Source organism: Micromonospora sp. NPDC049662, assembly GCF_040675055.1.
In the GTDB taxonomy this organism is placed as follows: Bacteria; Actinomycetota; Actinomycetes; order Mycobacteriales; family Micromonosporaceae; genus Micromonospora.
Genome location: NZ_JBFAOC010000001.1, coordinates 80,521 through 105,934, shown reverse-complemented (window position 1 = coordinate 105,934; position 25,414 = coordinate 80,521). Strand labels below are relative to the sequence as shown.

General features: G+C 69.9%; 18 protein-coding genes and 1 pseudogene. 15 read left to right on the top strand and 4 right to left on the bottom strand.

What is annotated here, in order from left to right; genetic code table 11:
- Positions 1-50: 50 nt before the first annotated feature.
- The 9 genes and pseudogenes from AB0J36_RS00400 to AB0J36_RS00360 all read left to right on the top strand — a co-directional run.
- On the top strand, positions 51-869 hold the full coding sequence (locus AB0J36_RS00400; RefSeq protein ID WP_357172092.1) for a basic amino acid ABC transporter substrate-binding protein: 819 nt from the start codon (positions 51-53) through the stop codon (positions 867-869).
- A gap of 78 nt (positions 870-947) precedes the next feature.
- Positions 948-1,742: an amino acid ABC transporter permease gene (locus AB0J36_RS00395; protein ID WP_357121130.1), complete on the top strand. Its 795-nt coding sequence runs from the start codon at positions 948-950 to the stop codon at positions 1,740-1,742.
- A gap of 5 nt (positions 1,743-1,747) precedes the next feature.
- Positions 1,748-2,584, top strand: a complete 837-nt coding sequence (locus AB0J36_RS00390; protein ID WP_357172093.1) for an amino acid ABC transporter ATP-binding protein — start codon at positions 1,748-1,750, stop codon at positions 2,582-2,584.
- 231 nt (positions 2,585-2,815) lie between these two features.
- Complete coding sequence (locus tag AB0J36_RS00385; protein ID WP_357172094.1) at positions 2,816-3,820, top strand: multicopper oxidase domain-containing protein; 1,005 nt, start codon at positions 2,816-2,818, stop codon at positions 3,818-3,820.
- Between the two features lie 19 nt (positions 3,821-3,839).
- Positions 3,840-7,790 (top strand): ThuA domain-containing protein, encoded by a 3,951-nt coding sequence (locus AB0J36_RS00380; protein WP_363659810.1) that lies wholly within the window; start codon positions 3,840-3,842, stop codon positions 7,788-7,790.
- Positions 7,791-7,798: 8 nt separating this feature from the next.
- Positions 7,799-9,328 (top strand): plastocyanin/azurin family copper-binding protein, encoded by a 1,530-nt coding sequence (locus AB0J36_RS00375; RefSeq protein ID WP_357392715.1) that lies wholly within the window; start codon positions 7,799-7,801, stop codon positions 9,326-9,328.
- 32 nt (positions 9,329-9,360) lie between these two features.
- The gene (locus AB0J36_RS00370; protein WP_357392716.1) at positions 9,361-10,338 is read left to right on the top strand and encodes a hypothetical protein; all 978 of its coding nucleotides are present in this window, start codon (positions 9,361-9,363) and stop codon (positions 10,336-10,338) included.
- Between the two features lie 261 nt (positions 10,339-10,599).
- Positions 10,600-11,811: a helix-turn-helix transcriptional regulator gene (locus AB0J36_RS00365; RefSeq protein WP_357121148.1), complete on the top strand. Its 1,212-nt coding sequence runs from the start codon at positions 10,600-10,602 to the stop codon at positions 11,809-11,811.
- Between the two features lie 511 nt (positions 11,812-12,322).
- A pseudogene (locus AB0J36_RS00360) lies at positions 12,323-12,538 on the top strand (hypothetical protein); the annotation flags it as partial.
- 215 nt (positions 12,539-12,753) lie between these two features.
- Here the strand turns inward: AB0J36_RS00360 and AB0J36_RS00355 are convergent.
- The gene (locus AB0J36_RS00355) at positions 12,754-13,881 is read right to left on the bottom strand and encodes a DUF1996 domain-containing protein (RefSeq protein ID WP_357392717.1); all 1,128 of its coding nucleotides are present in this window, start codon (positions 13,879-13,881) and stop codon (positions 12,754-12,756) included.
- Positions 13,882-14,573: 692 nt separating this feature from the next.
- Here AB0J36_RS00355 and glsA point away from each other — a divergent pair.
- From glsA to AB0J36_RS00335, 4 genes are all read left to right on the top strand, one after another.
- Complete coding sequence (gene glsA, locus AB0J36_RS00350) at positions 14,574-16,211, top strand: glutaminase A (protein WP_357392718.1); 1,638 nt, start codon at positions 14,574-14,576, stop codon at positions 16,209-16,211.
- A 63-nt stretch (positions 16,212-16,274) separates the two neighbouring features.
- Positions 16,275-17,294: a glutamine synthetase gene (gene glnII, locus AB0J36_RS00345; protein WP_357172103.1), complete on the top strand. Its 1,020-nt coding sequence runs from the start codon at positions 16,275-16,277 to the stop codon at positions 17,292-17,294.
- Positions 17,295-17,361: 67 nt separating this feature from the next.
- Positions 17,362-18,681: an ammonium transporter gene (locus AB0J36_RS00340; RefSeq protein WP_357121160.1), complete on the top strand. Its 1,320-nt coding sequence runs from the start codon at positions 17,362-17,364 to the stop codon at positions 18,679-18,681.
- A gap of 179 nt (positions 18,682-18,860) precedes the next feature.
- Entirely contained in the window at positions 18,861-19,238 is a 378-nt protein-coding gene (locus AB0J36_RS00335) for a MerR family transcriptional regulator (RefSeq protein ID WP_357121163.1), read from the top strand.
- Between the two features lie 91 nt (positions 19,239-19,329).
- Here AB0J36_RS00335 and AB0J36_RS00330 read toward each other — a convergent pair whose 3' ends face one another.
- Both AB0J36_RS00330 and AB0J36_RS00325 read right to left on the bottom strand, forming a co-directional pair.
- The gene (locus AB0J36_RS00330; protein ID WP_357172105.1) at positions 19,330-19,623 is read right to left on the bottom strand and encodes a hypothetical protein; all 294 of its coding nucleotides are present in this window, start codon (positions 19,621-19,623) and stop codon (positions 19,330-19,332) included.
- 407 nt (positions 19,624-20,030) lie between these two features.
- Positions 20,031-21,128: an ROK family protein gene (locus AB0J36_RS00325; protein ID WP_363659806.1), complete on the bottom strand. Its 1,098-nt coding sequence runs from the start codon at positions 21,126-21,128 to the stop codon at positions 20,031-20,033.
- A gap of 41 nt (positions 21,129-21,169) precedes the next feature.
- Here AB0J36_RS00325 and AB0J36_RS00320 point away from each other — a divergent pair, with 41 nt between their 5' ends.
- The gene (locus AB0J36_RS00320; RefSeq protein ID WP_357392720.1) at positions 21,170-22,390 is read left to right on the top strand and encodes an MFS transporter; all 1,221 of its coding nucleotides are present in this window, start codon (positions 21,170-21,172) and stop codon (positions 22,388-22,390) included.
- A gap of 16 nt (positions 22,391-22,406) precedes the next feature.
- On the opposite strand, the gene AB0J36_RS00315 is transcribed toward AB0J36_RS00320, so the two are convergent.
- Positions 22,407-23,792 carry a serine hydrolase domain-containing protein gene (locus AB0J36_RS00315; protein ID WP_357121175.1) on the bottom strand — a complete coding sequence of 462 codons (1,386 nt, stop codon included), beginning with the start codon at positions 23,790-23,792 and terminating at the stop codon, positions 22,407-22,409.
- A gap of 228 nt (positions 23,793-24,020) precedes the next feature.
- Between AB0J36_RS00315 and AB0J36_RS00310 the strand changes: the two genes are divergently transcribed.
- Complete coding sequence (locus tag AB0J36_RS00310) at positions 24,021-25,397, top strand: FAD-dependent oxidoreductase (RefSeq protein ID WP_357121178.1); 1,377 nt, start codon at positions 24,021-24,023, stop codon at positions 25,395-25,397.
- Positions 25,398-25,414: the final 17 nt, after the last annotated feature.

Genomic DNA, 25,414 nt, shown 5'->3' with positions numbered 1-25,414 from the left:
CCAACCTGGCTGCCCGGCGCAACGGGAAGCCGAACCGGAGGGACACATTCGTGAGGGTCCGTAGCGCAGTCCGTCAGGCCGGCCTCGTCGTGGCGATCGCCGCTCTGGCGGTGACCGCGGGGTGTGCCAAGAAGGACGACAGCGAGGTCCAGGCCAGCGGGGTCAAGCTGGTCGAGGCCGGCAAGCTGACCGTCTGCACCCACCTGCCGTACCCGCCGTTCCAGTCCAAGGACGCCAGCGGCAAGGTCACCGGGTTCGACGTCGACGTGATGGACCTCGTGGCCAAGGAGTTGGGCGTCGAGCAGACGATCATCGACACGCCCTTCGAGGGCATCAAGTCCGGCCAGGACCTGAACACCGGCAAGTGCGACGCGGCCGCCGCCGGCATGACCATCACCGCCGAGCGGCAGAAGGTGATGAACTTCTCCGACCCGTACTTCGACGCGACGCAGGCGATGCTGGTCAAGACCGGGAAGCCGTACAAGTCGCTCGACGACCTGCGGGGCAAGAAGCTCGGCGTGCAGGCGGCCACCACCGGCCGTGACTACGCCCGCAAGTTCGAGAAGGAGAAGGGCCTGCAGCTCGTCGAGTTCGAGGATCTCGCCGCCCTGCAGCAGGCCGTCGCGAACGGTCAGGTCGAGGCCGCCGTCAACGACCTGCCGGTGTGGACCGAGTACCTGCGCAAGAACCCGGGTGGGTTCGCGGTGACCGCCGAGTTCGACACGGGCGAGCAGTACGGGTTCTCGGTGAAGAAGGACGCGAACCCGGAACTGCTCAAGAAGATCAACGAGACGCTGGCCAAGGCCAAGCAGGACGGCTCGTACGACACGATCTACTCCAAGTGGATCGGCAAGCGGCCGAACGCCTGATCGACGCTCCAAAGGGGTAGGGCGCGCGGACCGCGTGCCCTACCCCGTCGGCACAATCCGGGAAGGCAACGAGCCAACGTGAAGCTGCGCCGCCGCCAGCGGGAACGACTGTCCCTCGGTATCCAGTACCTGGTCTTCGTCGCGATCATCGCCGCGGTGCTCCTCGCCGCGGACTGGGGCCGACTGGCCGACGCGTTCTTCCGCGTCGACATCATCGAGTCGATGTTCCCGACGATCATTACCGTGGCGCTGCGCAACACGATCCTCTACACGTTGGGCGCGTTCGCCTTCGGCCTCGTGTTCGGGACCGTGCTCGCGCTCATGCGGCTGTCCCGGGTGGCGCCGTACCGCTGGCTGGCGACCGCGTACATCGAGCTGTTCCGGGGGCTGCCGGCGCTGCTGGTGCTCTTCCTCGTCGGGTACGGCATCCCCATCGCCTTCCCGGAGCGGCAGATCCCCGGCGGCGTGTTCGGCTCGATCGCGATCGGTCTCGGGTTGACCGCCGCGGCGTACATGGCCGAGACCATCCGCGCCGGCATCCAGGCGGTGCCGAAGGGGCAGATGGAGGCGGCCCGTACCCTCGGCATGTCGCATTTCACCGCCATGCGCACGATCGTCATCCCGCAGGCGTTCCGGATCGTCATCCCGCCGCTGACGAACGAGCTCATCCTGCTCACCAAGGACTCGTCGCTGGCGTACGTGCTGGGCGTGACGGCACAGACCATCGAGGTCACCAAGTTCGGCCGGGACATGCTCAACGACCGGGTGAACGCCACCCCGCTGCTGGTGGCCGGCCTCGCCTACCTGGTCATCACCCTGCCGCTGTCCCAGGTGGTACGCCGCCTCGAACTCCGCTACGCCAAGGCCCGGTGACCCGCATGACGACCAGCCCGTCCCGTCCCGCCGTACAGATCCGTGACCTGCACAAGTCGTTCGGGCCGATCGAGGTGCTCAAGGGCATCGACTTCGAGGTCGGCCAGGGCGAGGTCGTCTGCGTGATCGGGCCGTCCGGGTCCGGCAAGTCGACCCTGCTGCGCTGTGTCGACCTGTTGGAGGAACCCACCGCCGGCACGATCTGGGTGAACGGCGTGGAGATGACCGACCCGGACGTCGAGATCGACGCGGTCCGCCGGGGCATCGGCATGGTGTTCCAGTCGTTCAACCTGTTCCCGCACCTGACCGTGCTCCGCAACCTCACCGTCGCGCAGCGCAAGGTGCTGCGCCGCTCGCGCGCCGAGGCCGAGCGGATCGCGCGGGCCAACCTGGAGCGGGTCGGCCTCACCGACAAGGCCGACGCGTTCCCCGCGCAGCTCTCCGGCGGGCAGCAGCAGCGGGTCGCGATCGCCCGGTCGCTCTCGATGGACCCGAAGCTGATGCTCTTCGACGAGCCGACCTCGGCGCTCGACCCGGAGTTGGTCGGTGACGTGCTCACCGTCATGCGTGGGCTCGCCGAGGAGGGCATGACGATGATGGTGGTCACCCACGAGATGGCGTTCGCCCGGGACGTCGCCGACCGGGTCGTGTTCATGGACGGTGGCGTCGTCGTCGAGCAGGGGCCGCCGCAGGAGGTGCTGGGCGCGCCGAAGCACGAACGGACCCGGGCGTTCCTCTCCCGCGTCCTGGACCCGACGCACGCGCGGGTCGGTCAGCCCGAGCAGCCGCCGGCGCCACCGGAAACCCCCAGCCTGCCGGCCGACGACCGGCACGGTCTCTGACACCACCAGCGCCGGCCGATCGATGGCCATTGTGATGTCGCGGTAATCTTCCTGCAATCAGACCTGTACTTTCGTCGATGGATTACATAAGTTGGGTTCATCCATCGAAAGTTCTGAGTCTTCCGAGCGAAGTCCGCGACGATCCTCACCCCAGTCGTGCTGCCGCCTTGTGCTCGGCGGTCGATGCACCCTGCGCTCGTCGCGTCTTCGCCCGGTCGGGAACGGAGACCCATGGACGATCAGGCCGTTGGCTCCCATCGCCACCTGTCCCGCCGATCACTGATCGCCACCGGGGCGCTCGCCGCCGGAGCGTTGGGCGCGTCCGCCCCCACGCTCGGGAGCGCCTTCGGAGGCAGCCCCGCGCAGGCCGCCGCCGGAGTGACCAGGAAGGTCACCATCTACGCCGAGCAGTTGCCCGGCGGGCTGTACGGCTACGGCCTCGCACCCGGCCAGGCCACCGTGCCCGGACCGGTGCTGGAGATCTACGAGGGTGACACCCTGGAGATCACCCTGGTCAACACCACCGACCAGCGGCTGTCCATCCACCCGCACGGCGTGGACTACAGCACCGACTCGGACGGTAGTCCGTTCAACGACTCCTTCAACGACCCCGGCGAGACACGGACGTACGTGTGGCGCTCGCACGAGATGGTCGCCGCGTCGGGTCGCCGGTACATGCCCGGCAGCGCCGGCTACTGGCACTACCACGACCACGCCATGGGCACCGACCACGGCACGGCCGGCGTCGCGAAGGGACTGTACGGCGCGCTGATCGTCCGGCGTCGGGGCGACATCCTGCCGGAGAAGCAGTTCACGGTCGTGTTCCACGACATGACGATCAACAACCGGATGGCCCCGAACACGCCCATGTTCGAGGCGAACCTGGGCCAGCGGGTGGAGTGGCTCGCCATCGGGCACGGCAACCTGTTCCACACCTTCCACCTGCATGCCCACCGCTGGGCGGACAACCGCACCGGGATGCTCGAAGGGCCGGCCGACCCGAGCCTGGTCGTCGACAACAAGGACCTCAACCCGGGCAGCTCGTTCGGGTTCCAGGTGCTGGCCGGGGAGGGCGTCGGGCCCGGCGCGTGGATGTACCACTGCCACGTGCAGAACCACTCCGACGGCGGCATGGCCGGGATCTTCCTGGTGCGCAACGCCGACGGCAGCATGCCCCCCGGCGCCGAGGAGGCGATCCACCGGTTCCAGGGCCACACCCACACGCACGGAAGCTGACCGAAAGGTGGGGACGGGGATGACAAGAGACCTACGACGTACCCTCGCCGCGATAGCGGCCTTCGCCACGCTGATCCCGGCCACGACCACGGCATCGGCGGCGGTAGCCGCGCCGCGAGCGGCGAGCGCGGCGCCAGCGCCGACGCAGCAGAGCGACACGGCCGTGCTCGTGTTCCACGGGCCGGTGGCCGAACAGCAGGACCCGGTGGCGCGCGCGGTGGACACCATCCGACAACTTGCGGCCAGTCATGACATCGATGTCATGGCCACCACGGACCCGGGTGTGTTCACTCCGACCAAGCTGTCCGCGTACCGGAGCGTGGTGTTCCTCTCCGCGACGGGCGCCGCGCTCAACCGCGACCAGGAGTTGGCGCTCCAGGCCTATATGAAGGCCGGCGGCGGCTTCGTCGGCATCGCCGACGCCGCCCGCGCGCAGGTCGACTCGACCTGGTTCACCGGCCTGATCGGCGCCCGCCCGGCCGGCGCGATCCCGGTGGCCGAGCCGGTGGCCCGGGTGACCGCCAGCGGCGAGAACCCGCCCACCGAGACCAAGGAGAAGCTGACCGACGGCGACGCCAACACGAAGTGGCTGGTCCGCACGCCCACGGCCTGGGTGACCTACGAGCTGGCCGCACCGAAGAGGATCACCGGGTACGCGCTGACGTCGGCCAACGACTTCGTCGGGCGGGATCCGAAGGACTGGACCCTGCAGGGCTCAACGGACGGCCAGAGCTGGACCGATCTGGACCAGCGCACCAACCAGGCGTTCGCCGAACGGTTCCAGACCCGGCGGTTCGACATCGCTTCGCCGCAGGAGTTCAGCCGCTACCGGCTGAACATCACCGCCAACAGCGGTGAGCCGCTGATCCAGCTCGCCGACCTGCGGCTGTTCACCGGCACGGCCACCGCGCCGCCGCCGACCCCGGTGAACCGGGCGGTGGTCGACATCCTGGACCGCAAACACCCGGCCACCGCGTCGCTGCCGCTGACCCTCACCCGGTCGGACCGCTGGGACAACTGGGAGACGAACCCGATCGGGGCGGTGCACACCCTCGCCCAGGTCGAGGAGCGGCACTACGACCCGGGTCCGGGCGCGAACGGTCCGTTCCACCCGGTGTCCTGGTGCCGGGACTACGACGGCGGGCGGTCGTTCTACACCGGCATGGGCCACACCGAGGGCAGCTACGGCGAGGAGGCGTTCCGGGCGCACCTGACCGGGGCGCTGAACTGGACCACCGGCCGCGTACGCGGTGACTGCCAGGCGACGATCGCCGCGAACTACAAGGTCGAACGGCTGACCGCCGCGAACCAGACCGGGCAGCTCGACCAGATCGGCGAGCCGCACGGGCTCACCATCGCCCCCGACGGCACCGTCTTCTACGTCGGCAAGGCGGCCTGCCCGAGCGGCCCGATCGCGGACTGGAACGACCCGAAGGTTGGCCTGGGCTGCGGCACCATCCACTCCTACGACCCGCGCAGCAAGCAGGTCAAGCTGCTCACCACCCTGGAGGTGATGGGCAACCGGGGCAGCGGCTCGGAGTTGGTCAAGAACGAGGAGGGCCTGCTCGGCATCGTGCCCGACCCGACGTTCGCCGAGAACGGCTGGCTCTACGTCTACTGGATGCCACACGAGTCGATCGACCGGGTCAAACGGGTCGGGCAGCGCACCATCTCCCGCTTCACCTACGACCGGACGACCCAGACGATCGACCAGGGCACCCGCAAGGACCTGTTGCAGTTCCCGGTGCAGATCCACAGCTGCTGCCACGCGGGTGGCGGCATGGCGTTCGACGCCAAGGGCAACCTCTACGTCGGCTCCGGCGACAACAACTCCTCCGAGGGGTCGCAGGGCTACTCCGGCAACAACTGGACCGAGGAGTACCAGGGGACCTCGTTCCAGGACGCCCGCCGCACGTCGGGTAACACTAACGACCTCGCCGGAAAGATCATCCGGATCCACCCGGAGGCGGACGGCACGTACACCATCCCGCAGGGCAACCTCTTCCCCCCGGGCACGGAGAAGACCCGCCCGGAGATCTACGTCATGGGCGTGCGCAACATCGCCCGCCTCCAGATCGACCCGGTGCACCAGTGGCTGACCGCCGGCTGGGTCGGCCCGGACGCCTCGTCGCCCAGCCCCACCCTCGGTCCGGCGAAGTACGAGACGGCCACCATCATCACCTCGGCCGGTAACCAGGGCTGGCCGTACTGCATGGGTAACCGGCAGCCGTACCGGGACCGCAGCAACACCGACGCCAGCGTGCTGACCGGCTGGTACGACTGCGACAACCTGAAGAACACCTCGCCGCGCAACACCGGACTGGAGGACATCCCGGCGGCCCGGGACAACATGATCTGGTACTCGCCGGACGGCGGCGGCCCGGTCTTCCCGAAGCGGACCGACGGCAGCGGCCTTCCGACCTACGTCGCGGCCGACGCCACCTACACGCAGCCGTACCTGCGCGGCGGCGGGCAGGCCATCATGTCCGGCCCCACCTACCACCGCAGCCTCGTCGACACCGACAGCGGCGTCGCCTGGCCGGAACACTGGGACGGCAAGTGGTTGATCGGCGACCAGTCGAACCCGGTCAACCGGGTCGCGGTCACCGTCGACGAGGCCGGCGTGCCGCAGGCCGCCCCGCCGGTGTACGCCGAGTCGCTGCGGGCCATCATCCCCAGCGGCAACGGCGACAACCGGTTGCAGAGCTGGATGGACGCCAAGTTCGGCCCGGACGGCGCGCTCTACCTGCTCGACTACGGAGGCGGCTTCTTCAGCCTGAGCCCCAACCAGAAGCTGATCCGGGTCACCTACACCGGTGGCGCGCCCACCCCGGCGCCCGCAGCGACCTCGGTGGCCGTGCAGAACAAGCCGCTGACGATCGCCTTCACCGGCTCGAAGTCCGGCGGCGTGAGCCACCGGTGGGAGTTCGGCGACGGCGGCACCTCGACCGAGGCGGACCCCCGACACACGTACGCCAAGGTGGGCACCTACACCGCGAAGCTCACCGTCACGTACGCCGACGGCGAGACGGCGACCGTGCGGACCACCGTCACGGTCGGCTGCGCGGTGCCCGACGCCCGGGCCACGGTCTGGCTCGGCGACACCGACACCGGCGTGCCCAGCCGGACGGTCGGGCAGGGCTGCACGATCAACGACCTCGTCGACGACGAGAGCACCTGGCCCGACCACAACGCCTTCGTCCGGCACGTCAGCGCGGTGACCCGCGCGTTGCAGGACGACGGCCTGCTCAACACCCGTGAGGCGGGCACGCTCACCCGGCTGGCCGCCGCCTCCGACATCGGCCGGGACGGTCGCACCGGGTACGAGCCGCTCTACGACGGCACCGCCGAGTCGCTACGCGGTTGGGAGCAGGCCCCGACGGGCTCGTTCAGCATCCAGCCCGACGGGGCGCTGCGCTCCAGCGGCGGCCTCGGCATGCTCTGGCACACCAGGGAGCTGGGCGACTTCTCGCTGAAGGTGCAGTTCAAGGACATCGCGCCGGGCACCAACCGGGCCAACACCGGTGTCTTCATCCGCTTCCCGGACCTGCGGGTGCCGCTGGAGCAGCGGCCAGAAGGCAGCTGCGGCACCATCGGGTCGGCCCGGACCTCGACCGCCTGGATGGCGATCTACTGCGGACACGAGATCCAGATCTACGACGGCGAGAGCGGCGAGCCGCAGAAGACCGGCTCGGTCTACAACTTCGACCCGGTGCCGCTCGCCCAGGCCGGCATCACCCCGAAGAACGTGTGGAACGACTACGAGATCCGGGTGGTCGGGCAGCACTACACGATGATCCGCAACGGCGTGGTGATCAACGAGTTCGACAACACGCCGGGCAAGCAGTCCTCCCGGGCCGGCGACCCGCCGACCGACCTGCGGCAGTTCCTGCGCGGCTTCATCGGCCTGCAGAACCACGGTGACAACGACCTGACCGAGTTCCGCAACATCCGCGTGCGCGAGCTCTAGGAGAGACGATGATCCGACGACTCACGGCCGCGCTGGCGGCGGTCCTGCTCACGGTCGCGCCGTTGGCCGCGCCACCGGCCTCCGCCGCCCCGCGCGCCGCCGCGGACCAGGTGCTCACCTGGACCGCCGACGACAACACCACCCGCTACAAGTCCGTCCCCACCACCGCGGTGGCCGGCGCGACGACAATCGTCTGGGAGAACAGCGCGGCCACCGGCAACACCACCGGAATGCCGCACACGTTGACCTTCGACACGTCCACCGAGGGCTACAACCACGACGTCACGCTCAACATCCTGGCGAGTCCGTTCGACGCCAACAACGGCCGGCACGAGGCGACCGTCACGCTGACGCCGGGCCGCTACCGCTACTTCTGCTCGATTCCCGGCCACAGCCAGATGGTCGGCGAGTTGGTGGTCACCGACGGCGGGGGAGGCGGCGATACCACGCCACCGACCGTCACCGCCGCCGTGTCCGGTGACCGCGACGGCGACGGCAACTACGTGGGCGCGGCGACGGTGACCGTCACGGCCACCGACGCCGGTTCCGGTGTGGACACCGTCGAATACCAGGTCGACGACACCAGCTTTCAGCCGTACACCGCGCCGGTGCAGGTAAACGCGGTCGGCGACCACTCGGTCCAGTTCCGCGCCACCGACCGGGATGGCAACACCAGCGCGGTCGGCTCGGTGTCGTTCCGGGTCGTCGAGCCGACCGAGGAGGACACCACCGCGCCGACGGTCACGGCCGCGCTGACCGGCGACCGCGACGGCGACGGCAACTACGTCGGTACGGCCACCGCCACGCTGACCGCCACCGACGCCGGGTCGGGGGTCGCCACCATCGAGTACGCCCTCGACGGGGCCGCCTTCACGGCGTACACGAGCCCGGTCGTGGTGACCGCCACCGGGATGCACATGCTGCACTACCGGGCCACCGACGTGGCCGGTAACACCTCGGCCGAGCAGATGGCCCACTTCACCGTCGTCGCGCCGCCGGCCGAGGACACCACCGCACCCACCGTGACGGCCACGGTGGCCGGCGACCGGAACGGCGACGGCGCGTACGTCGGCGGCGCGACCGTGACCGTCACGGCCACCGACGCCGACTCGGGCGTGGCGCGAACCGAGTACGCCCTCGACAGCGGCGCGTGGACCGCGTACACCGCGCCGGTCGTCGTCCGTACCGTCGGGGCGCACACCCTGCGCTACCGGGCGACGGACACTGCCGGTAACACCGCCGCCGAGCAGTCGGTGACGTTCACCGTCGTGGCCGACGGCACCGACGCCTGCCCCGCCTCCGACACGCGGGAAACGGTGGTCATCGACGGTGTCGACACCGGCGTGGCGAACATCGACACCGGTGACGGCTGCACCATCAACGATCTGATCGACGAACACGCCGACTACCCCGGCCACGCCGACTTCGTCCGGCACGTCGAGGCGGTCACCACCGCGCTGGTGACCGCCGGAACGCTCAGCAAGCGCCAGCAGGGCGCCATCGTCCGGGCCGCGGCCCGATCGGACGTCGGCGCATGAGCCCCCGCATCTCATTCAGAGGGAGAACCACGATGCCCGGACGTACCGTCGCCAAGCTGGCCACCGTGAGCGCCGTCATCGCCGCCTCGGTGCTGGCCGTGGCGCCCACCGCCCACGCCGACCTGGTCACCCACTGCATCGGCACCGGCGGCGCGGTGACCGTGCCCAACGACCTGCTCGTCCCGGCCGGTGAGTCCTGCGCGCTGACCGGCACCACGATCACCGGCAACGTCACCGTCGCCGCCGGCGCCAACCTGGTGGTCACCGGCGGCCGGGTCAGCGGTGAGGTACGGATCGCCGCCGACGGCTACCTCGACGCCACCGAGACGACCGTCGACGGCCAGGTCGTGCTGGCTGCCGGGGGCTACGGCGTCTTCCTGTCCGACGCCCGGACCGGCGCGTTGACCGTCCGGCCGAAGGGTTCGGCGACCATCGACAGCTTCCTGTTCGCCGAGGCGTCGACGATCAGCGGGAACGTCACCGTCGGCGCCGGTGAGGTACGCCTCGACGGGGGTACCGAGGTGACCCGCAACGTCAGCAGCACCGGCACGTACTACACCGACGTGCACGACTCGTTCGTCGACGGCACGCTCTCGGTGCTCAACAGCGCCACCGGCAGTGTCGTGTGCGGCAGCGCCGTCCGGGGCAGGGCCACCTTCGCCGGCAACCTCGGCGGCGTGCAGATCGGCCCGAACGGCACCCTGGACAGTTGCGCGTCGGGCGGCTACTGGGGCGCGGACGTCAGCGTCACCAACACCACCGGTGGCGTCACCGTCGACGACAACATCATCAACGGCCAGTTGACGGTGACGGGCAACGACCCGGCCGCGCAGGTGGCGGCGAACAACCGCATCCGGGGCGGCGTGACGGGCGACCAGGCCGCGCCGAGCGCCAACCGGGCGGCCCGGATGACCGCCGCCGACCGGGAGGACGCGGGCGACGAGCGGGCTGAGGTCCGTCGTACCTCGGCGGTGCAGGAGGCCACCGAGGCGGGCGCGGCGAAGCTCTAGCCGATCGACGTGACGGTGGCCGGTCACCCCTCGGGGTGACCGGTCACCGCCGTCATATCGGCCCGGACCGTCGCGAGCCGGGTGGGGCTGCGACGGACCAGCACCAGCCCGACCCCGACCCCGGAGACAGCTGCGGGTGGGGTGTCGGAGCGCCCAGAACTTGCCAGCGAGGGGGTTATGAGGGACTTGGCCGCTCGGTAGCGTTGAGGCAACGTCGGCCCTGGATACGGCTGGTGTTGTCGCGCTACGAGGAGGTTCGGGATGGATCTCGTGCCGGAACTGACCTTCGGGCAGCGGTTGAAGGCTTACCGCGAGCGGTCGGGCAAAACCCGCGCGGTGCTCGGTGGGTTGGTCGGTCGCAGTGCCGAGTGGGTCAAGGCGGTGGAGACCGATCGGATCCTGCCGCCCCGTATTCACATGCTGGACCGGATCGCGCGTGCTCTGAAGGTCGAGGTGTCCGTCCTTGCCGGCGAGTTGGGGGCGCGGTCTGCTGCTGTCAATGGGCCGGAGCACCCGGCGCTGGCGTCGGTGCGGGACGCGGTGAACCGCTTCGCAGCTTTCGACGAGATCTCGCCGGAGTCGTTGACGAGACTGAGGGATCGGCTCGCGATGGCCTGGCGTGCGCGTCATCAGGCGTCGGATCACCGTACGGTGTTGGGCGGATTGTTGCCGGGGTTGCTGCGCGACGTGCAGCGTGCTGCGTTGGCGTACGAGGGTGACGAGCGTCGGCAGGCTCAGGCCCTGTTGGCGGAGACGTTCGGCCTGGCGCAGATGTTCCTCGCGTATCAGCCCGCAGCCGAGTTGTTGTGGCGGGTCGCCGACCGGGCGATGGTGGCGGCGCAGGAGTCTGGCGACCCGGAGGCGGTGGCGTGCGCGGGGTGGTTCCTCTGCCAGGTACATCGGGATGCCGGTGACTGGGACACGGCGATGGCGGTGACAGTGAACCTCCTGTCGGCGCTGGAGTCCCGTGCGGCCGATGGGAACACGAACCTGTTGGCGCTCTGGGGTGCGTTGAACTTCGAGGCTGCCTACACCGCCGCCCGTGCTGGTGAGGAAGGTAGGGCCTGGCGGTACTGGGATCGTGCGGATCGAGTGGCGCAGCGCCTGCCAACGGGTTTCTATCAGCCGCAGACATCGTTCTCGAAGGTCATCATGGGCGCTCATGCGGTGACCGTGGCGGTGGAGTTGCAGAAGTCCGGTGAGGCGGTGAGACAGGCGCGCCGTCATGACTCCGCGGCGATCCCGTCGAGGCCGCGCCGGGCGCGCCATCTCATCGAGGTCGCGCGGGCGCACCATGGCAAGAACGACACGGAAGCGGCCGTCTCGACCCTCCGGCAGGCGTACGAGTCGGCACCGGAGACCATCCGCTTCAACGGGTACGCCCGCCAGATCACCGTGGACCTGCTCGACGGCCCACGTTCCACTCGTGACGACGCCCGTGACCTCGCAGTCAAGGTCGGGCTTCTCTCGTGATCCAGGGGTAGGAACTCTACCCATTCCGTTCCGCGACCCACCGTAGCTTCTTGCTCACGGGATGCGGCGGGCGGTGCGGGTATCGCCTGGTCGCCGCGTCCCTCAGCTTCGAGGGCAGGGAGCCCTCCTCGTGCTCGAACGAGGGAGAGGTCGGTGCGGCGCGTTTCTTATGAGGAGTACCTTTCGGCCACCGCGCTGACGCTCGCCCGCAGGCATCGGCCGGTGTGGTCGTGGCGGCTCTGGCGACACGTCTGCCGCTGCGGAGCAGACCTGCCCTGCCGTGCCCGGCACCGGATTCCGATCAGTCGTGTCCACTGGCCCCAGGAGGGTGAGCAGTGAGCAGTGGGCGGCGAGAGGCGAACATCGCGGTTCACATCCGGGGCTCGTACGACAGGTGGAACGGCTGCCGGACGTCGTGGACGCGGCTCGCGCCGTACCCCTGCTGGCAGGGCGGATGGGCGACCAGTCGGCAGACATCGACGATGATCGCTTGCCTCCTGGCCGGTGTGCGATGACCGCCCACGGCCCGGTCATGCCGATCTGGAGCTGCGGTGGCTGCGGCCTGCCCTGGCCCTGCACGATCTGTAAGCGCGAGTTGCGCGCGGAGTATGCGGACGCTCCGGTGTCGTTGGCCCTCTACCTCGGGTCCTACCTCGTGCAGGCGACCGAGGACATGCGGTGGACGCCGGCCGGTGTGCTGCACCGCCGATTCCTCGGATGGACCAGGGATGTCCGCGCTTGAGCGGTGGTGCCGCCGTCGTCTACATCGGCGAGTTCGCCGCCGACCGGGCGTTCCCGACGGCAGCAGAAATTCCTGGGTCTGTTGCGCAAGTAGGCAGTCGAGTCGGCTGACGCGAGGTCTCCGGCATCGGGTCCGGGCTGGTCGCCCGAATCGTCCACCGGAGACCTCGTCGATCGGCGTCGACTCGCCGGCCGGTCAGTTCAGAAGTTGCCGGCGGAGTTGCACTTCACCTTCTGGTCGAGGCAGTTGCGGACCCTTGCGGCCAGCGCCTCGTCCTTCCAGGCGTTGAAGAAGTCCGCGTGCATCGAGAACGAGGTGCCGGACGCGAGGGTGATGCCGTTCGTGTTCGCGCTCAACGGGTACGAGACCACGAAGGACACCGACGGGACGGGCACCGGGTGACTCTTCGGGCAGGCTCCGGTGTGGTCGCCGTTGGCCATGTGCGCCTTGTGGTCGGGGCTGTCCAGGTGCTTGCCGTCCCAGCAGTCCGGGAAGGTGATCTGCCGGACGACGTGCGCGGTCTTGGCACAGACGGGGAAGGTCTTGTCGGCGCTGCGGCCGATCTCGCCACCGATGCCGGCGCACCAGAAGTGGTTGCCCTGCTTGTCCGGGGTGTCCACCTGGTTCTTGGCATTGCCGGTGATCATCCGCAGGCCGAACGGGAAGGGCTGGGTCTTGCTCGGGTCCTTCAGGCGGGAACCGTAGTAGACGGTCACCTCGGTCGGGTCGACGACCTTGCCGTTCTGGTACATGGTCGGCACCCAGTAGGCCGACTGGTCGTCCGGCGAGTTGCAGGTGGTCGCCTTCGACGCCCGCAGCGACTCCGCCGTCGAGGTGGCGTCGGTCGACCTGTTGCCCCAGAAGGTGTGGTTGTGCGAGGCGCCGGCCAGCTTGGGCAGGACGATCGGGTCGTCACTGTTGTGGTGGCTGACCGTGCAGCCGACGTTGAACTCCGCGACCTTCACCGGGTTGCCGGTCACCGGCTTCGGCTTGCGCGCGAAGAACGCCCTCGTCGCGGCGGCCTGCGCGGCGGCGTCGACGGTGATCCAGCCACCCGACGTGGTGGGCGCGGCGGCGGTCGTGGACGAGGTGCCCGGCTTGGCCGGGGCGGACGGGCTGGTCGAGGTGCCCGGGGCGCTCGGGGTGGTCGCCGGGGCGGTCGTCGGTGTCGTCACGGGACCGGACGAGCCGATGCCGGTGTCGCTGGACGGGCCGGAAGCGCCGGGCGTGCCAGGGGACTCCTTGCATCCGCCGGTGAATGCCAGGCCCACCACCAGCAGGGCGGTCAGGGCGCGACGGTGTCGAGGGGTGGATCGCAGATGTGTCAACGAGGGTGCACCTTTCTTCCGAGAAGAAAGAGTACGAGTCGACCCCCTGCGCCTATCCGGCCGTGCCGATTAAATATGCCTTAAATATCGCTCCGGGATTGCCCTGTCAGCTCTGCGCGACGGTCTGTCCTGTCGATTGGATATCGATTCTCGAAAAGACGTAATCGGCGGGTCCGTCGGCAGTCCATCCCCGCCGCCGCGCGGGTGTCGGCGGTGTCGCCAGACTCCCACGGGGTCGTCCGCCCCGGCGCCCCTCGGCCGCACGAGGCGTCGCGACAGGTGCCGGGCCGGCCTGGGCAGCCGTGGTCGCGTTCGTCGACGACGGGCGGACCGGCGGCTAGCCGGGCGCGTACGGACGGCTGGGTGACCGCGTGCGCGCGACCATGACATCGGAGGCGTGCGCCCAACGGATTCACACAACCTGTTCAAAGGTGTGTGAGAAATCACCGTAGCGGTAGTGCTGCCCCTATTCACTCACGTGTCCCGGCACCCCCGATGGAGCGGCTGGGGCGGCAGTCGCAGGTAAGAGGGAATCAAGCGGTCGTACACCGGTCCCTCCTAGTCTTCGAAAGGTCGGTGGGTCGACCGTCACCGGAGCGCGACTGCCGGTAGATGGCGCCGCCGCCACGTTGTCACCATTGATTACGGAGTAGTTGAAACCCGCTATGCCCGCGACCAGGAAAACCAGAGCCGTGCCACGTCGCCCCGATCAGGCGTGGTCCCGTCGTATCGAGCCGTCCGGCTTCGACGATTTTGCAGCGGCGGAGTACGGGAAGTTGTTCGGGTCCTTCACGGTCGACGCCGACGGAACGGTCGCGGTGGCGGAACTCGTCGGCCGGCTGCGCGCCGCAGGCATCTCGGAGACGGACCCGCGCCTGGTCGAGGTGCGGTCTGCCACCAGCGGCGACGGTCCGGCCCGCATCGACATATCCCGTTTCATCGCCTGGTGCAGGACCGGTGGCGGTGTCATCGAGAGGTCCCTTCGCGGAGACCTCGTCATTCCGGACTTCGCCGCGTTGCAGACGGAGATCTTCTCGATCTACGAGGGCCTCAGGGGTGTGGACGGGGGGCGGGTAGCCGATTACATCCCGCAGCTCGGCCGCGTCGATCCGGAGAATTTCGGGATCGCGTTGTGCACGACCGACGGCCAGCGTTTCGCCGTGGGGGACGCGGAGACTCCGTTCTGCGTCCAGTCGGTCTGCAAGCCGATCAACTATTGTCTGGCGCTGGAGCAGCACGGCGCCGAACAGGTCCATCGGCACGTGGGGCGGGAACCCAGCGGTCGCGGGTTCAACGAGCTGACATTGAACAACGAGGGCCTTCCGCACAACCCGATGATCAATTCTGGGGCGATCATGTGCTGCTCGCTGCTGCGCCCGAGATGGGAGATGGCCGACCGTTTCGACCACGTCGCCGAAACGTGGCGCAGCTTGGCCGGCGGCGGGACGGTCGGCTTCAACAATGCCGTCTATCTCTCGGAACGGCGTACGGCGGATCGGAACTTCGCGCTCGGGTACTTCATGCGCGAGCATCAGGCCTTTCCGGACGGCACCGACCTCACCGAGACATTGGAGTTCTACTTCCAGTGCTGTTCCATCGAGGTCGACGCGCGGTCGCTGTCGGTCGTTGCCGCCTCACTCGCCAACGGCGGCGTCAACCCGCTCACCCGGGAGCGGATCTTCTCGGCTGACACCGCACGCAAGTGCCTGTCGCTGATGTCGTCGTGCGGGATGTACGACTATTCGGGGGAGTTCGCCTTCACGATCGGTCTGCCGGCGAAGAGCGGTGTCTCCGGCGGACTCATGATCGTGGTTCCCGGCGTGATGGGCGTCTGCGTCTGGTCGCCCCGCCTCGACGCGCTCGGCAACTCCGTCCGGGGAGTCGCGTTCTGCAAGGAACTCATCAACCGGTTCAACTTCCACGTCTACGACTCGTTGGCCGCCGGGGAGGACTCCGGCAAACGCGATCCGCGACGTGGCAGGAACGAGGACGAGGTGGCGTCGACCACGCGGTTGCTGTGGGCCGCCAGTCACGGCGATCTGGAGTACGTCCGGCTCGCGCTGGCCGCGGGGAAGGATCCGAACTCCGCCGACTACGACCGGCGGACGGCGCTGCACCTGGCCGCCTCCGACGGAAACCTCGACGTGGTCCAGTACCTCCTGGACCGGGGGGCCGATCCAACTCTGCGGGACCGTTGGGGAGGCACGGCGCTCTCCGATGCCGAACGCGGAGCGCATGACAACGTTGTCGCACTGCTCACGTCGACGGTGGGCGAGGGCCCGGCGTCAGCCACCCTCGTGCGAACCGACGCGCCGCTCGCGGCGGTCTGAACCGTCTGTTCCACCGATCACGATTTCGTGGGCCATCCGGCCCGATCACAGGAGAAGAGACCCATGGCGTACAAGGCTGAATACATCTGGATCGACGGCACCGCGCCGACCGCGAAGCTCCGGTCGAAGACGAAGATCATCGAGGACGGCGTCACGCCGGGCACGTGGGGCTTCGACGGCTCCAGCACCAACCAGGCCGAGGGCAGCAGCTCCGACCGGGTCCTCGAACCGGTCGCCACCTACGCCGACCCCATCCGCGGCGGGGCGCACCTGCTGGTGCTCTGCGAGGTGTTCAACACCGACGGCACCCCGCACGAGTCCAACACGCGGGCGCTGCTGCGCCCGGTGGCCGAGCAGTTCGCCGGCCAGGAGTCGCTGTTCGGCATCGAGCAGGAGTACACGTTCTTCAAGGGCTCCCGCCCGCTGGGCTTCCCGGACGGCGGCTACCCGGCTCCGCAGGGTGGCTACTACTGCGGCGTCGGCGCGGACGAGATCTACGGCCGCGCCGTGGTCGAGAAGCACCTGGACAACTGCCTCGCCGCGGGACTGTCCCTCTCCGGCATCAACGCTGAGGTCATGCCCGGCCAGTGGGAGTTCCAGGTCGGTCCGCTGTCCCCACTGGAGGTCGCCGACCAGCTGTGGATCGCCCGCTGGCTCCTGCACCGCACGGCCGAGGACTTCGGCATCTCCGCGACCCTGGAGCCGAAGCCCGCGCGGGGTGACTGGAACGGCGCCGGCGCGCACACCAACTTCTCGACGCGCGCCATGCGCGAGAACTATTCGGCGATCATCGAGGCCTGCGAGGCCCTCGGCCGGGGCGACAAGCCCGCCGAGCACATCCGCAGCTACGGCGCCGGCGTCGAGGCCCGTCTGACCGGCGCGCACGAGACGGCGCCCTGGAACGAGTACAGCTACGGCGTCTCGGATCGCGGTGCTTCCGTCCGCATCCCGTGGCAGGTGGAGATCGACAAGAAGGGCTACATCGAGGACCGCCGGCCCAACGCCAATGTCGACCCGTACACCGTCACCCGCCTCATCGTCGACACCTGCTGCAGCGCCCTGAAGGCCGCCGACCTCGTCTGAGGCGGTCGGACCGACATTCACCACGCCGCACTGCTGCGGCAGCTACCACGACATGGAGTGCATCTCGATGCCAGACGGCTTCGACGCGGGGGATACCGCATTCGTTCTGATCAGCGCCGCGTTGGTCATGCTGATGACCCCCGGCCTGGCGTTCTTCTACGGCGGCATGGTTCGCGTGAAGAGCGTTCTCAACATGCTGCTGATGAGTTTCATCAGCCTGGGCATCGTCAGCGTGCTCTGGGTGACCTACGGATACTCGCTCGCCTTCGGCGACGACGTCGGTGGACGCGGACTCGTCGGCGACCTGAGCAACGTGGGCCTGAGCGGCATCTCGGACACCACGTTGACGGGCAGCATTCCAGTGCTCGCGTTCGCGGTCTTTCAGATGATGTTCGCCGTCATCACGCCGGCCCTGATCAGCGGGGCGATCGCCGACCGTGCCAAGTTCGGCGCGTGGATGCTGTTCGTCGCGCTCTGGGTGACCGTGGTGTATTTCCCGGTGGCCCACTGGGTGTGGCAGGCCGACGGTTGGATCTTCAAGCTCGGCGTGAAGGACTTCGCCGGAGGCACGGCGGTCCACATCAACGCCGGCATGGCCGCCCTCGGCGCGCTCCTCGTCCTCGGCAACCGGGTCGGCTTCAGGCGTGAGTCGATGCGGGCGCACAGCTTGCCGCTCGTGATGCTCGGCTCCGGCCTGCTGTGGTTCGGGTGGTTCGGGTTCAACGCCGGATCGGCCCTCGCCGCCAATGGCACCGCCAGTGTCGCCTTCATGAACACCCAGGTGGCGGCCGGTGCCGGCATGATCGGATGGCTCGTCTGGGAGCGCGTACGCAAGGGTGGCTTCACCTCCCTGGGCGCCGCGTCGGGCGCGGTCGCCGGCCTGGTGGCGATCACCCCCGCGTGCGCGGTCGTGAACACCTGGGGTGCGATCGCCATCGGTGTCATCGCCGGTGTCGTCTGCGCCGGGGCCGTCGGCCTCAAGGACCGCTTCGGCTACGACGACTCACTGGACGTCGTGGCGGTTCACGCGGTCGGTGGTTTCGTCGGCACGCTGCTCATCGGAGTGTTCGACACCACCGACGGCCTCGTCGCCGGCGCGGGTGCCGGGCAACTGGGGAAGCAGGCGGTCGGCGCCTTCGCCGTCGCCGCGTATTCGGTGGCGCTGACCTGGCTGCTCGTCAAGATCATTGATGTGACGGTCGGCTTCCGGGTGCCGCGATCGGACGAGGTCGCCGGCATCGACCAGGTCCTGCACGCGGAGAGCGCCTACGACTTCGATGTCAGCGAGGGGCGGGCCGACCCGGTCGGCTCGACCGGCGGCCGGGCGCAGGACAGGACGACCCAGCATCCGATCATGGACGTCGTCAACGGCCCGTACACCCGCTGACCGACTGCGACGGACGTCGCCGTGGTCCGGACCGGGAGGGGTGCGCCAACCCTCCCGGTCCGCCGGCGTACGTCGACGGGAGCCGTCGCACTGGCAGCCGTCGCGTGGACGACGCTAGAATCTGACGCTGACGTCAGAGGTAAGTGTTGTCGGCGTCACCACGTGAGGGGGGAGGGGCCGTGCGGATCGGAGAACTCGCCACCAACACGGGAGTGTCGGTGCGCGCCCTGCGCTACTACGAGGAACAGTCGCTGCTGATCCCCGAGCGCAGCGGCGGCGGTCAGCGCCACTACGGCGAGGGAGCGATCGACCGCGTCCAGCTCATCCAGACGCTGTACGGCGCGGGTCTGTCCAGCCGGACGATCCTGGATCTGCTGCCCTGCGTCGACGCTCAGGTCAACACCCCGCAGTCCCGTGCCCTGCTGAACGCCGAACGGGACCGCATCACCCACCAGATCGACCAACTCGTCCAGGTCCGGGATCGCCTCGACGCGGTGATCAGCGCCAGCGAGGACCCGGGCAACGGCTGCGTCTACACGGACGCCGTCCCGCGGTAGGCGACCGCTCGGTCCCGGGGTCGCTCAGCGGGTACGAGGTCACGAACGACACGCAGGGGTCGGTAACGACTGCACGGCGACGCCCATGTCGTCAGCAACTGGCGCGGGCCTTGCGCAGGAAGGTCTTCCGCGAAACGATCTTCGTCGAATCCCGGCCGCGCGGCGCCAGCACCTGGTCCGGCCCGATTCGCGGGAGATCCGCGAGGGTGAAATCTACCGAGATGGCATCACGCCCACCGGACCCCCCGACGCTGTAGGTGACCTCGGGCCTGAGTTCGGTGAGCGGCTCGACGTCCACCACTGTGCCAAGTCCTTCGGCGAAGAAGTCGGTAGCCTCCTCGACCTCCCAGCCATCCGGCGGCTGACCGAGCAGGACAACCTCCACGGTCCCGCTTGTGGGTCGACCGCTGGCGGCCCACAAGACCAGCGGACGCTCGGTCCCGTCGTCCGGGGGGTCCTCGTAGACACGGACCCGGGCTGACATCCCGCCGCAGGTCACCAGGACACCTACCGGCCGACCGTCGTGGACGGCTAGCGCGACAACAGGCTCGTCGGGTGGACTGCAGGCGGTAAGAAGGCTGAGCAGCGGCAATGACAACAGGACCCATGGGGCTCGTCTTCTGCGCATGCCGTCAGCATCCCGACGCGGCATCACCCTCCGATACCTCGGTGGTCACGAAAGGTGTACAGGTTGGCTCGGCGGCTCGCCGCATCCGCCCCCACGCGGGTGACTGAGGGTCACCCCGGCCACCGGCCGCGCCCGGCGCCCCAGCGAGGTTAGGCACTACTCGTCTAGCTGACCGGGGCCAGCGCCGGGACGCCGTACTGCTGGTCGAGGACCTGGATCGCGGCCCCGGCGGCGATCACGTCCGCGCCGAGGCTGGAGAGGGTCACGCTCGGGGCGAGCCAGTCCGCACGCCGCACGTCGGTACGGACGGCCTGCTCCACGGCGGCGCGGTAGACCTCGGCGTGGCGCAGCAGATCCGCGCCGGCGAGGACCACGTGGGCGAGGTCGAGGGTCTGGAGCAGGTTGACGACGCCGATCGCCAGGACCCGGGCGGCACGCGGGACGTCCCCCGTCTCGACGGCACGGAGGTGGACGACCTCCAGGCAGCCGTGGCGTCCACAGACGCAGACGGGCCCGTCCAGGTCGACGACCGTGTGGCCGAACTCGCCGGCGTTGGTGTGCGCCCCCCGATGGGCCGCGCCGCCCAGCCAGAAACCGCCCCCGATGCCGGATTCGACCATGATGAGCGCCGCGTCGCCGAACGTCGCGCCGTACCGCCACGCCTCGGCGGTGACACCCGCGGTCACGTCCTTGTCCAGGTGCACCGGCAGGCGGAGGCGCGCCTCGGCCAGTTCGCGCAGCGGTACGTCGTGCCAGTGCCGTAGGCCGTGCGCGTCCCGGACCAGCCCGTTGGCGTGGTCCAGGGGGCCGATCATGCCGAGGCCCACGCCGGTCAGCCGGTCCCGTAGCGCGGGGTCCGCGGTGATCGTTCCGATGCCGACGCACAGCGCGTCGAGGAGCTGTTCCGGGGTGAAGTCCGCGGGCAGCGGTCGGACCGTCGAGTGGCGCACGGCGCCGGCCAGGTCGACCAGGACCAGTCGCAGCGTGCGCCGGGCGACGTGCGCGCCGATCGCGTACCGGCTGTCCGGGACCAGCTCGTAGACGAGCGCGGGTTTGCCGACGCCCGGGCGGCGGACACCGGCGGGGCGGATCAGGCCGTCGGCGCTCAGGCGCGCGATGACCTTGGAGACGGCCTGCGGGGTCAGGCCGGTGGCGGCGACGACGGTCGACCGTTCGAACGTCCGTGCCGTACGCCCCACGGCCAACACCTGCGCCTGGTTGTAGCCGCGCAGGAACGTCACGTCCGCTGTGGTCCGCGTCATCTCGCCACTCTATTACGCAACGCTGTTGCTAAATTCGCTCGGTGAACGCACTGAGCAGAGGTCAACGCCTCGCGGCGCTTGCCGCCCTGGCACTGGGCGGCGTGGCGGTCGGCCTGACGGAGTTCGTGGCGATGGGCCTGCTCCCCGAGATGGCACGCGACCTGCTCGCCCAGGATTACGCCCGATCCTCGTCGGACGCCGTCGCGCGGGCCGGTTGGATGATCACCGCGTACGCGCTGGGCGTCGTCGTGGGCGCTCCACTGATCGCCGCGCTCAGCGCGCGCCTGCCCCGCCGCCGGCTCGTGCTCGGGCTGCTCGTCCTCTTCGTCGCGGGCACGATCGCCTCGGCGACCGCCCCGAACTTCGAGCTGGTGCTGGTCGCGCGGTTCGTCGCCGCGCTGCCGCACGGCGCGTACTTCGGCGCGGCCGGCCTGCTCGCCGCGACCCTGATGGGTCCCGGCAACGAGGCGCGGGGCTTCGCCACCGTGCTCGGTGGCCTGACCGTGAGCAACGTGGTGGGCGTACCGCTGATCACCCGGCTCGGTCAGGCGGCCGGCTGGCGTACGGCGTACCTGGTCATCGCCGGTGTCTTCCTGCTCACGCTGCTGGCCGTGCTGGCGGTCGTGCCGGAGGTCGCCGCGGCGGCGGACGGCTCGCCGGCCGCCGAGCTGCGGGCCCTGCGCACCTCGCAGGTCTGGCTGGTCGCGGCCACCGGCGCGATCGGCTTCGCCGGGTTCTTCGCGGTCGACTCGTACATCGCGCCGGTCACCACCGACGTCGCCGGACTCTCCGCCGCGACCGTGCCCTGGGTGCTGGTCGCGGTGGGCCTCGGCATGACCGTCGGCAACGCCCTGGGCGGCTGGCTCGCCGACCGGGACCTGCGTCGCAGCCAGATGATCGGCTTCGTGGCGATGATCGTCAGCATCGGCGTGTTCAGTGTCGTCGCGTCGCACCCCGTGGGCCTCTTCGTCGGCGCGTTCCTGGTCGGCGCGACGAGTCTCTACCTCGGTCCGGTCCTGCAGGCACGCCTCATCACGGTCGCCCCCGGCGCCCAGTTGATGGGCGCGGCGCTCAACCAGTCCGCCATGAACATCGCGAACAGCCTGGGCGCGGCGCTGGGCAGCGTCGGCATCGCCGCCGGGCTCGGCTACCTCGCGCCGGCCCGGGTGGGCCTGGTCCTGGCGGTCATCGGGCTGGGCCTGGGAATCGTCAGCTACGCGGGGCGTCGTCGGGACCGGGAGCCGGCCGCCGTGGCGGGTTGACCGCCGATGGCGTCGGTCAGGTGACCGACGAGGCGAGGAGGTCGCCGACGGCCGCGCGGACCGGATCGGGATTCGCCCAGGACCAGTTCGGGTGGGCCCGGTTCGTGAGCAGGGCGAGGACCAGCTTGCGGCCCGGGTCGACCAGCAGTGAGGGACCGGCGAACCCGGTGTGGCCGAAGGTGCGACCCGACGCGAGCCGGCCCATGAACCACTGCTGGTTGAGCACGACGCCGAGACCGTGGGCGGCCGTGCGGTGCGGACGCTCCGGGTCGACTGCCGGCTTGCCCGCGTTGTGGTTGGTCAGCATCCGGCGCACGGTGTCGGCGGCGAGGACCCGGCGGCCCTGGTAGGTGCCACCGTCGAGGAGCAGCTGGCCGACCGCCGCGAGATCGCTGGCGCTGGCGAACACCCCCGCGTGACCGGCGACGCCCCCGAGGTGGTTGGCGACGTCGTCGTGCACGGTGCCGCGGAGCAGGCCGCGGGACGAGCGGGCGTCGGTGGCGACCATCCGGGCCGCCCTCTCGCTGGCCGACAGCCAGGTCGTGGGGGCGAAGCCGGTGTCGCGCAGGCCGAGCGGGCCGGTGAGGTTCGCCTTGAGCGCCTGGTCGAGGCGTTTGCCGGTGATCTTCTCGACGATCTTGCCGGCGACCATGAGGCCGACGCTGGAGTAGCGGAACGTGTCCCCGGGCACGGCGCCCGATACCAGCGGTGTGGCGAGGACCGCGTTCCACCGGGCCGCGTTGTCCGGCAGACCGGTGACCTTGGCGCCGACCGGGAGGCCGCTGGTGTGGGTGAGCAGCATCTCGACGGTGACGCGGTCCTTGCCCGTGCCGGTGAACCCCGGCAGGTAGTCGCGTACCGGGGCGCCCAGGTCGACACGGCCCCTGTCGACCTGCTGCAGCAGCAGGATGGCGGTGTAGACCTTGGTGACCGAGGCGAGGTCGAAGATGGAGTCCGGGCGCATCGCGACCCGGCTCTTCGCCGCGAGCAGTTTCGGGCCGGCCGCGTAGCGCAGGGCCTCCCCGACCGCCGTGTGCACGGTCGTCTTCCCGTTGACCAGCACGAGAGCGACCGCACCGGGAAAGCCGTGGTGCGTGACGGTCTGCGCCGAGGCGGGCAGGTGTCGCCGCAGCAACGCGGTCACGTCCGCGGCGTACCGGGCCTGGTTGCCCGGCACGCCCGCGCCGGCCGTGGGGGAGGCGCTCGGCGTGCCCGACGAAGGGGCCGTGGGCTTCCCGGCCGCGCCGAATCCCACCCTGTTCCCCGCCGCGTCGGTGGCCGTCACCGTGCCGCCCGGGTCGGCCCCACCCGCCGACTCACCGCCGCTGTCGCCACAGCCGGTGAGAGCGGAGGTCGCAGCGGCCAGGCCAACCCCGAGCAGGGTACGACGGGCGACGGGCATGCCGGTGATGCTGACAGATCCGACTCGCGCGCGCCAAGCCCAATCAGCCGTACGCTCACCTCGTCCAGCGGTGTGGCCGGTTTCCGACACCCGTGTGGGCCGTACGGACTACCGACACTGCCTGTGCAACGATCGTCAGGCATCCTGTCGAACGGCCGGCGCCGCCGGTCTGTCCGTGCGGCAGACTCGGGGGAGGGTGCCCTGCCTCGTACTCCTTTGGAGAGCACCATGTCCCTCTCCCCGGTTCGGGTCTTCGCCGCGTTGAACGCCGTGCGACCTCCCGAACAGCCAACTTCGGTCCTGGGTAAGGCGGTGGTGGTCGGCGGCAGCGTCGCCGGCCTGCTGGCCGCCCGGGTCCTGTCCGACCACGCCGAGAGCGTGATCCTCATCGACCGGGACGACCCGCAGGTCAGCGGCGCACGGCCCGGCGTGCCCCAGGGCACCCAACTGCACGCGCTGCTGCCCGGCGGTCTTCTGCAACTGGAGCAGTTGTTCCCCGGGTTCCGCCAGCAGGCGCTGGCCCACGGCGCGGTCGAGGCGCCACCCGCCACCCGACGCAGCTACCTCGACGGTCGACGCAAGGTGGTCGTACCCGACGACGACGACAGCCTCGCCGGCAGTCGGCCGCTGCTGGAGGGGCTGATCCGCCAGCAGGTGCTCCGACTCCCCAACGTCAAGACCGTCACCGCCCGCGCCACCGGGCTCGTGATCGAGGGCGACGCGGTCACCGGTGTGCGCTGCGAGGTCGACGGGGTGGCCGGCGTCGAGGGCGGCGATCTGGTGGTGGACGCCATGGGCCGGTCCAGCCGGCTCTCCGACTGGTTGGAACAGGCCGGTTGGGAGCGGCCCGCCACCCGCCGGATGCCGGTGCACCTCAACTACGCCACCGCGCTGTTCCGACGCCCGGAGCAGACCCCTCAGATGCGCGTCGTCATGGCCCTGCACACCCCACGGACCATGACGGACGTCGCCGGCGCCGCTTTCTTCGCCATCGAGGACGGCCGGTGGATGGCCATGATGGCCGGCTACGGCGACGACCGGCCGGGACGCACCGCGCAGGACTTCGTCCGACGGCTGCGCGAGCAGTTCCCGCCCGAGTTCGGCGAGGTCGCCGACCAGGAGATGCTCGGTGACGTGCAGACCTACCACCACGCCGACAGTCGGCGTCGGGACTTCCACGCGCTGCGGCGCTTCCCGGCCCGGCTCGTCAGCGTGGGCGACGCCGTCGCGTCGTTCAACCCGGTGTACGGGCAGGGGATGACGGCCGCGGCCCTGCACGCGGCCTGCCTGTCGGCGTACCTACGCCCCGGCCCGGACCTGAGCGTGCCGGCCCGCCACTTCCTCGGCCTGCAGAAGGTCGTGGTCGACGCCGCGTGGTCGACGTCGACCTCCGCCGACCTGGCGCTGCCGCACGTCGACGGCCCCTACCCGCGCGGCTACCGGATCTCCAGCTGGGCGAGCCGGCAGATCCTCACGGCGACCGTGACGGACGTGGCGATCGCACGCCGGTTCAACGAGGTCGTCTCCATGCGCGAGCACCCGCTGTCGCTGGCCAAACTCGGCGTGATCCTGGGCGCCGTGCGCGCCAACCGTCGGGCGGGCTGACGGAGAGACCCCGCCGC